The 9,383-nt window shown below is 41.9% G+C and carries 7 protein-coding genes and 1 tRNA gene; all 8 read right to left on the reverse strand.

Annotation, left to right across the window (positions count from 1 at the left end; all coding sequences use genetic code 11):
* Window positions 1-244 precede the first annotated feature (244 nt).
* The 8 genes from OB236_RS05315 to OB236_RS05350 all read right to left on the reverse strand — a co-directional run bounded on the left by OB236_RS05315 (window position 245) and on the right by OB236_RS05350 (window position 9,323).
* Complete coding sequence (locus tag OB236_RS05315; RefSeq protein WP_262683089.1) at window positions 245-1,087, reverse strand: sugar phosphate isomerase/epimerase family protein; 843 nt, start codon at window positions 1,085-1,087, stop codon at window positions 245-247.
* A gap of 18 nt (window positions 1,088-1,105) precedes the next feature.
* Window positions 1,106-2,095: a zinc-dependent alcohol dehydrogenase gene (locus tag OB236_RS05320; protein ID WP_262683090.1), complete on the reverse strand. Its 990-nt coding sequence runs from the start codon at window positions 2,093-2,095 to the stop codon at window positions 1,106-1,108.
* A gap of 48 nt (window positions 2,096-2,143) precedes the next feature.
* Window positions 2,144-2,983 (reverse strand): carbohydrate ABC transporter permease, encoded by an 840-nt coding sequence (locus OB236_RS05325; protein ID WP_262683091.1) that lies wholly within the window; start codon window positions 2,981-2,983, stop codon window positions 2,144-2,146.
* 1 nt (window position 2,984) lies between these two features.
* Window positions 2,985-3,863, reverse strand: coding sequence for a carbohydrate ABC transporter permease (locus OB236_RS05330; RefSeq protein WP_262683092.1), 879 nt, complete (start codon window positions 3,861-3,863; stop codon window positions 2,985-2,987).
* 105 nt (window positions 3,864-3,968) lie between these two features.
* The gene (locus OB236_RS05335; protein ID WP_262683093.1) at window positions 3,969-5,321 is read right to left on the reverse strand and encodes an ABC transporter substrate-binding protein; all 1,353 of its coding nucleotides are present in this window, start codon (window positions 5,319-5,321) and stop codon (window positions 3,969-3,971) included.
* Between the two features lie 120 nt (window positions 5,322-5,441).
* Window positions 5,442-7,067 (reverse strand): response regulator, encoded by a 1,626-nt coding sequence (locus OB236_RS05340; RefSeq protein WP_262683094.1) that lies wholly within the window; start codon window positions 7,065-7,067, stop codon window positions 5,442-5,444.
* Between the two features lie 6 nt (window positions 7,068-7,073).
* Window positions 7,074-8,822, reverse strand: a complete 1,749-nt coding sequence (locus OB236_RS05345; protein ID WP_262683095.1) for a sensor histidine kinase — start codon at window positions 8,820-8,822, stop codon at window positions 7,074-7,076.
* A gap of 421 nt (window positions 8,823-9,243) precedes the next feature.
* Window positions 9,244-9,323: transfer RNA gene (locus OB236_RS05350), tRNA-Leu, on the reverse strand.
* Window positions 9,324-9,383 lie beyond the last annotated feature (60 nt).

A 9,383-nucleotide genomic window follows, 5' to 3' on the forward strand; every position in this document is an offset into this window, starting at 1 on the left:
ATCCGTGAATTTAGCGACAAATAGTAATATATCAGGATTCGTAGTGAAATGCAAATCTTTTTTTGAAACTAATATTATTTTACATAATATTACATTTTTTCTGACAGACTCCTAGTTTTCGCAAGTATCTTGATAATCCTCACCACAATGATAGGCTCAAAAAAAGAACTACCTTCTAAGGGAAAGGTAGTTCCAAGCTTTGCATAATATTAACGCATACAATCATCGATACTCTTAACCTTACTTATAATATACTGGCGGCAATGACTCGATCGACTGCGCTTTTCGTTTTTAAAGCGACCTCAACAGGTGGCAGCAGAGGCAATTCTTTGCTAAACGTTTCTACGGAAATGAAGCTATCATAACCGATCTGCTGGAGTGAGGTCAGCATTACCTTTAAATCAATGATACCTTCCCCGGGAAGCAGCCGTTCGTTATCAATTTGTTGATCTTTCGGCTTATCCGGCGCATCATTGATATGAACCAGGACAATTTGGTCTGCTTTCAGCGACAAAATGTCCCCCTTGGTCGCATGGGATGTAAACCAGTGGAAACTGTCGAACAGCAGACCGACGTTAGTCTCTCCGATTGCATCAATCAAATCCAGCGTACCCGGCAGCGTATGGATGAAATCATGTTTTAATGTTCTTGACGTTTTGGGCCCGACCCATTCAATACCAAAACGTATGCCGTACGCTCCCAATATTTTTGCACATTCTCTCAATCTTCTTACAAAACGGCACGTGTATTCGGCTACAGGCTCATCTGTTGCCGGAAATAACCAGGTGCAGCAGCGAGTAACACCCATATGTTTGGCCAATGCAGCGTGCTTGGGCAGTTCTTTAAGATCCGATAAAAATGTATTTTCGTCTTTCCTGAATTCAACCGGAAGCCCAAAGCTGCCCAGAACAAGCTGCCTGGATAGCAATAACTCCTTGGCTGCATCTTGGGATTGTTCATCGGCTACTTGACTGAAAGGTACTATCGGATAATCAATTGCAGGAAATTGAGCTGTCGCAGCAGCGTCCAAAAAATCCAAAAATGGTACATGTTTTCCGGTTGTTACCGGGTTTAAAGCGGGTATCATATACGTTCCTCCCTTAGATTACTCCCATGGTTTCAATAAAATTTTAACGCTGTTTTGCTGTGCCGACGTTTCGAATGCATCCTGAATACGGCTCATCGGAAATCGATGGGTAATCATTTTCTCCACCAACGGGGAGTGCTGGATCACCTGCATAATTTTCGGGAAATCATTCAGGTTATAGTGCCACGCCCCAAACAGATGAAGACCTTTACGAATCATATCCTTGCTGATGGTAACCGGAGTTTCCACGTGGCTTTCCCCAACAAACACGACACTTCCTTTTCGCCTCACGGCATCAATACACAGTCTGTGAGCGGGAACCGCACCCGAGCAGTCGATGGCATAATCAGGGCCATTCTGATCGCAGTAAGAGCGAATCTTCTCCAGCGCCTCAGGGTCACGGGAATCAATGACATCTACAACTCCAAGCTCTCTCGCCAGTTGGCTTCGATATGCATTGGATTCGACGGCAATCACTCTTGCTCCCCTATAACGCGCATTCACAATGGCTCCTATACCGACAGGTCCAAGACCCGTAACCAGCAGCGTATCGAACACGTTGACACCCAAAGTCTGCATGGCTCCAAACGTCGGTCCCAGAGCGCAGCAGGCCAGCGATGCCTTTTCATAGCTGACTTCATCAGGAATTTTTTTTAGCATAAAAGCCGGTTTAACGATATACTGCGACATGGTGCAATCGGACATTTTGTTGTCGAGACAGTGAATGTAATCTCCAGCCAGACAAAGACGACATTTGCCGCAGCCGTTCAAGGGCATCAGAACCACACGATCTCCAATCTGATGCGGTCCATGCTGCGCAATATCCACTACCTCACCAACAGCCTCATGTCCCAAACATTGTCCTACAGTTCCATTGACAAACTTTTTGTACTCCGAACACATCGGAGCGACATGTACCTTAACAAGTACCTCATCGTTTTGAATTGTGGGTATAGGCGCTTCCACGAGTATGGCCTGTCTTTCTCCAACAATCGCTGCTTTTTTCATTTGAACGGCCTCCTGTTTATAGATTGCTAAGTATGAGACTTAATTTGTTTATCCCTTTACAGCACCGGCCGTAATCCCCTGCACGATATAATTTTGCAAAAACATATAGATCACAACACCGGGCAGCATAGCTACTGTAATAGCTGCAAGTACCTGAGCCCAATCCGTCGAATAAAAACCCATAAATTGCAGCAAAGCAACCGGTAGAGTCTGCGTCTCGGTTTTTCTCAAAAAGATCAGCGCATATAATAGCTCATTCCATGAATGAATAAAGCTTAGAATCGCCACTGTAGCTATAGCTGGCATCGATATTGGAAAGATGATTTTGAAAAAACAACCAATGATGCTGCTCCCGTCGATAACCGCTGCCTCTTCCATGTCCTTGGAAATCGTAGCATAATATCCCGACAGAATGAGGATGGAAGTAGGTATACCAAATGCAATATAAGGAAGCATAAGCAGGATTCTCGTATCCACATAGTTGTTAAAGGCTTGCAGGTCGAGATAGATCGGGATCAATGTGGAATGCACCGGAATCATAATCCCTAATAAGATGACGCCCAGTACCATCTTGCTGCCCTTCCACTTTAAACGGATTAAGCCGTACGCCGCCATTGTCGAGAGCATAATGATAATCAAAGTGGAGATGACGGAAATATAGAGACTGTTCCATACATTGATCTGTAAATGAAAATCCACAAAAATAATTTTATATACTTCCCAATGAAATTGATCAGGCAGCCCCCAAGGATTGGTATAAAACGATTCTTGTGATTTCAAGGAACCTAGAAAAACCCAGACAATCGGATAGATGACAGCTGCTGCCAAAATAACTAATAACCCATATCGAACAGTAATGGCCAAATAGCGGGATGTGGAGGATTGCATGCTATGACCTCCTTTCCCGGGCAAATATCGAAAGCGTGACTGAAAAAATAATATTCATCATTAACAGAACTACCGCCACAGCGCTCCCATAACCGTATCGCATTTGAACAAAAGCCGTATTATACATATGTAGAGCCAGTACGTCTGAATGATGCGCAGGGCCGCCTCCAGTTAAGGAGATTACCGTATCAAAGGCTTTTACTGATCCAGTCAAGCATAAAACAAGACTAATAATGATAAACGGCTTGATCAGCGGAAGCGTGATGTGTAGCAGCATCTGTGCTCCGTTAACTCCATCAATTTTTGCTGATTCGAACGTATCTTTCGATATCGTCGACATCCCGGTCAAGTAAATCACCATATGATAACCAAAATATTGCCACGATAATGCGATAATAGGACCGTATATGGCGAATTTCGAATCGGACAACCAATCCTTATCAAACCCGGTGTATCCCAATACCCGGATCATCATATTGAGCAGACCCATGTCGCTGTGAAAAATAAATAAAAACAGCAATCCAACGGAGGTTCCCGAAATAATAACCGGAAAAAAATAAACATTTCTGAAAAAATTAACTGCCCTAACGCCGCTATTCAACAAATTGGCTAACAGAAAGGCTAAGGGAAGCTGTAGAACGATGCAGCCAAATGAGAAAATCAAAGTATTTTTCAGTGACATCATAAAAATATTGTCATTTATAAACAGGTCTGAATAATTTTTAAGACCGACAAATATTTGCGTTCCAATCAAATTCCAATCAAAAAAGCTGTAATAGATGGATTTAATGATCGGAATCGGCAGCACATACATATAAATAAGCAGCGCCGGAAAAACAAAAAATGAGATTGTCCATTTGTTCCGCAGCATTTTTTCCATGTTGGGATATGTGCCTCCTTCATACACTTAATGACCACCAGGAGGGAGGGAACCTGATCATAGAATCCTTAGGTCCCCCAGTAGTTGCTATCGCTTCCCTATCCCCTATTTCGATCCTGGTGCTTGCTTCGACTGATCCTCTGCCTTCTTTTGCAAAGCCGCAAGTGCTTGCTGAGGGTCGACATCCATATAAAAGCCTTGCGTCGTATTATTCAGCTCTTTGCCCATGTATACGCCTAATGGCAAATCCCAGAAGTACATGGAGCTTTTGGCGCTTTTGCCGGCTTTCGTCAAATCTTCACTAAGTGTCGGTAAATCGCCCGGTTTCGCCGTAAATTGATAAGCCAGCATATTCCCAAGCTTAGCCAAAGCCAATTGCCGTTCCTCGGAGTACATGAATTTGATAAACTTCTTAACTTCCTCAGGATGTTTCGTTGCCGCACTAACCGAATAGGCGTTTGTTGGCGTTTGCAAATAATCGTCTTTGCTTCCTTTGCCTCCTGTTACATTAGGGAAATTGAAAAAGCCCACTTTATCGCCCATCGATTGTACAAGATTCGCGTTGCTCGATGATGTTAAACCAATATACATACCGGCTTTACCCTGACTTAACTTGATTTCCGATTCCGGACGGGTCAAGCTGTTCACGTTTTTCTCGAAAGCACCTCGTTTTACAAGATCCTGCATCATGGCAGCTGCATCTACAAAAGGTTTATCCGTCCAGGAGCCTGTTTTCTCGATCACTGTTTTTTGATAAACATCCATACCACCGATCCGCTCAGCTAGCATCATAAAAAGAATGGTGCCGACCCATGGCTCTTTATTGGGCAGTGTAATCGGAACGATGTCATTCTTCTTCAGAACATCAATGATGTTAAGTAATTCATCGTATGTTTGTGGTGTCTGCAGATTGAATTTCTGAAAAACTTCCTTGTTGTAATAAATAATCTCCAAATCCTGTGTCAATGGCATCGCAAAAGTTTTGTTACCGAATGTAGTAGCACTTAAGGCAGAGGGAGAAAATTTACTCTTTAATTCCGGAGTCGAATTCAAAAATTCGGTAAGATCATATACACGATTCGATTCGGCAAAAGGCCTCAATCTTTCCAGTGTCCATGTTTGAAAAATATCAGGCACATCATTTGCAGCCATTCTCGTTGTGACTGTCGTCAGGTAGTTGTCACCACTCGTGTTATCAATCACATCAAAATTGATATTGGGCTCTACCTTCTTGAACGCCTCAACATTATCATGCATCCATTGCGCACGAGGATCAGCAGAACCGCTGTTTTTAGGAAACATCAGCTGCAGTGTTACTTTTTTTGTGGAATCTGTCGTACTTTTGGCATCTGTGCCAGACACCGGAGCGTTTCCAGCGCCAGACGAACATGCAGTCATAACCAGTGTAAGCCCCAGCCCGGCTACCCCACTTTTGAAAGCCTTTCCATACCTTTTCATTCAAGGTTCCCCCTTATAGTTATACATGCTTTCGATTACTCATTTAGTTTAAGACAACCCTGTATAAATCAGTAGACTACAAAATGTACATTTCGTTTAAAATCATGACATAAATCAGATTTAAAACAAGTCCTTGTAATGGTCCCTATATTCGCTCGGGCTGATCCCTGTTATTTTTTTGAATTTGACGGAAAAATAATGAGGGTCCTCAAAGCCCGTCATCCCGGATATCTCATATATTTTATAGAGTGGATTTTGCAGCAGTTTTTTGGCTTGTTCGATTCTAATATTGGTAAGTAAATCTGTAAACGTTTCTTTGGTTTCTTTTTTAATCAATCTGCTAATGTAGTTACTGTTTAAATGAACCTGATCCGACAGCCATTCCAAGCTAATATTTTGCGAATAATGCTCTTGCAGCAGTCCGATGATTTGCTCAATCACTTTTTTATGCCGTGTTTTCGTTTGTTTGTAAATTTCACGTACCATCGAAATCACAACATCTTCAATAATTTTGAAACAGCCCTCTGAAGTTTCGCATAATATGATATCGTTAAACAGTTTTTCCCTCGTATTGAAATCCAACTCTATATGTCCACGTACAACAAAGCTAAGCACCTGTGCCGCAATTTCAACGCTCACGGCTCGAACAACACCCGGTCGCTCCTGATTTTTGGTAAAAGACTGATACAAATCGGAGAGCTCCTGCTGGCATCTCTCTTCGTCACCAACCTGAAGCGCCTTAATGATCAATTTACTGCATTCACTATAGTAGGCATATGGAACACTGCCATCCTCCTTGTCAGATGCTTGCGATACGTCTGCGTGGAAGATGATGGAGCCTGCACCCATATAAAAAATATGCTGAATGGCATCCACCGCCTCCAAGTAAGCCTGATTCAAATGGGATAACCTCGGTTTTCTACGGCTGATGCTGAACGACAGTGTTAACGGCATATCATTGGTCAATTGGAGGCTTTGGATCTCCTCACAAATCTGTGTTATCGCTTCACGGCATTCTTCTTCCTCAGTTACATATACGATACTGAACCATTCATCCTTTAAAGGAACAAAATAGCAGGACGAACGCCCGCTTACATATTGCTCCACACTAGTTGTAATGGATGTCATCCAGTATTGTTTTTCCTCTTCCTTATCAATAAAGGTGTCCAGCTCATCCGGTTTGAATACAATCAAATAGGAGTCCCGTTCCAACGGAATTTCATAAAGCCGCAGCGAGTCGTCTGAAGCCTGTGCTCCAGAATCCGATTGACCGTTCAAAATGATTTTTCTTAAAAAGATGCTGCGATACATGTGCAACTGCTGTTGAAATTCGCTCCTGAACTTCGCCAACTCACGGATTCGCCGTTCCTCTGATTTAATGTTTCGAACTGCATCCGCAATGACCCTTTTCATTTCTTCATATACGGTCGGCTTTAACATAAAGTGAAACACACCCAGTTGAATCGCCTTGCGTGCATATTCAAACTCGCTATATCCACTAAGTAAGATGACTTTCGCCAGAGGGTTTGTCTGAATCGCATGCTCTGCAACCTGGATACCGTCGTATCCTGGCATTTTAATATCAGTTACTACAATATCCGGTTCCCATTGATCTATCGCCTGCAGCCCATCGTATCCATTGCTGGCAACGCCGACCACCTCACACTCAATATCAGTCCAAGGAACGGATTCACGCAAACCTTTCCTGATCATTGCTTCGTCATCAATAATCAATACCTTGTACATGATCAGTCACCTCACTTCATTTAATGGTAAAGTAATCGTAATACTAGTGCCTTTATCGACCTCGCTGCGAATGCTCAAGCCGTATCCTTCTCCAAACAATAACCGGATTCGCTGGTGAACATTATAAATACCAATGCCTCTATGGGTTCCTGGCTCCTGTTGGGACAATAGAGAATGCACTTTGTCCTGTGTCATGCCACAACCGTTATCCTCAATCCTGATCTTGATAAATTCCTCATCGACAATGCCCAAAATTTTTATTTTTCCGACTTCCCGTTTATTCTCGAATCCATGCAAAATAGCGTTTTCAACAAGAGGCTGTAAAGTTAATTTGGGAATACGCACGTTTAACATTTCCTTCGGAAGGTCCATAAAAAATGACAGGTTATCCGCATAACGTATGCGCTGGATACCCGTATACTTCTGAGTGTGCTCGTACTCCTCCTGAATGGTTACAATATCTTTGCTTTGATCGATGCTGTATCTCATAATATCAGCAAGCATCGCCGTAATATCACATATTTCATTCACTTTATTCATACGGCCAATCCAATTAATCGCTTCCAATGTATTGTACAAAAAATGCGGATTGATCTCCGCCTGGAGCGCTCGCATTTCCAATTCGTGCTTGAGCCTTTGTAAATTCGAATCTCTTTCGATCAGCTCTCTGATCCGATTCATCATATTGTTAAAAGTAGCAGCCAGCGAGGTTAATTCATCATTGCCGTCGTAATTCAAATTGACCGATAAATCGTTGGTCTCAATATTTCTCATTTCACGAATAATTTGTATGAGGGGCTTGGAGATATTACTTGCAATCATTTTTGCCAGCAAAATTCCGATTATTGTAAATAGAATAGCTACGACAATAACCCAGTTGCGTACAACCTCAATTCCGGAATAAAGCTCCTTTGTCGGTATGCTGAATAAATACGTCCAATACGTATATTCTGATTTATAATAACTAAAGAACATACCCTTGGATGTATCAACAAAAGACCCCGTACTGCCCGAAAGAGCGTTTACATTTTGTAGGGAGTATTGACTACCGATTTGATCTGAAAAGTTGCTTGAAATTACATAGTTATCCTGTTCCAACACACGCAAATTACCTTTAAAGTCGCTATTTTTGAATATTTTTTCTTTGAAAAATAACAACAGCACCCCGTTATTTTTTAGCGTGGACAAGTCTTTAATTTGCCTCAATACAGGAATGACTACCTTGTTTTCAGGCCAGATCTGCGTTTTCATCCATACCATTTTACCGTCACCACGCGCTGCTGCTTGATGGTAATCAGCCAAAGAAAGCGGAATCGGTTCATCGGTATTACTTACGATCTCATCATGGTTGTTAATGAGAACGATTCTTTCGATATTGGAATGAGATAGCAAGTAGTTCGTTAACAAGTTACGCAAATCAATTTTGAGTTGTACAGATTCTGGTGAATCCGCCATGTTGCTGGAATCAAAAAAACGTTTCACCTTCAGATCCTGAATAAACAGATATGTATCCAAGTCCTGCTGTTTCAACTGCGTATCCATGTTATAGCTGATTTGCTTCAATATATTTTGAAAATTATCTTGGGACTTTTCGCGAAACAGGAACATGCTAAAATATATGGCAAATACACTGACCACAGTAATAGAGACGATGATGAGCAAAGGATACGTTAGCAGCAATTTCATCTCAATCTTATGATTTTTTAATTGGAACCATCTACATCCATGACTGAACCGTTGAAGCAGCTTGAGCATTGTCTCCACAGCGTTGAACTCCTTCTTATAAAATATCCTCTTGGCACTCGCTAAGACAACGGTGGCAAGATTTTTTAATTCACCTACTTGCTTTAAAATCGCTTTCATAATCTAGTTTTGACTTTCTACGTACTTAAGTCTTTTTCTCCCCACATTCACCTCTATACTTTGGCAGTATGAACAATGTATTCGTAGTCATTGTACACCACACACAACCAAATGCCCATAAAAGTCATTGGAAATTCATTTAAACAAAACCAAATTAATTTACATTAATTTACATTTATGGCGACATATCTTTTATTGAAAAACACGGAGTAAATAAAAAAAAGCTGACACGGTAGAAAACCGATGTCAGCTTACTTCCTGATTATGCATACCTATAAGATATAGGAGTGGTCAGGAACCCTTTTGTACATGATGCGCGTAGAGGGACTTGAACCCCCACGGTCGCCCGCTAGATCCTAAGTCTAGTGCGTCTGCCAATTCCGCCATACGCGCGCATTGTGTTAATGGTGAGACATGTAGGATTCGAACCTACGACACCCTGATTAAAAGTCA

This window comes from Paenibacillus baimaensis (assembly GCF_025567575.1).

Coding starts and splice junctions, on each gene's coding strand:
- OB236_RS05330 (WP_262683092.1), bottom strand. CDS start 3,863: ATGGAAAAAATGCTGCGGAACAAATGGACAATCTCATTTTTTGTTTTT.
- OB236_RS05345 (WP_262683095.1), bottom strand. CDS start 8,822: ATGCTCAAGCTGCTTCAACGGTTCAGTCATGGATGTAGATGGTTCCAA.
- OB236_RS05340 (WP_262683094.1), bottom strand. CDS start 7,067: ATGTACAAGGTATTGATTATTGATGACGAAGCAATGATCAGGAAAGGT.
- OB236_RS05325 (WP_262683091.1), bottom strand. CDS start 2,983: ATGCAATCCTCCACATCCCGCTATTTGGCCATTACTGTTCGATATGGG.
- OB236_RS05315 (WP_262683089.1), bottom strand. CDS start 1,087: ATGATACCCGCTTTAAACCCGGTAACAACCGGAAAACATGTACCATTT.
- OB236_RS05335 (WP_262683093.1), bottom strand. CDS start 5,321: ATGAAAAGGTATGGAAAGGCTTTCAAAAGTGGGGTAGCCGGGCTGGGG.
- OB236_RS05320 (WP_262683090.1), bottom strand. CDS start 2,095: ATGAAAAAAGCAGCGATTGTTGGAGAAAGACAGGCCATACTCGTGGAA.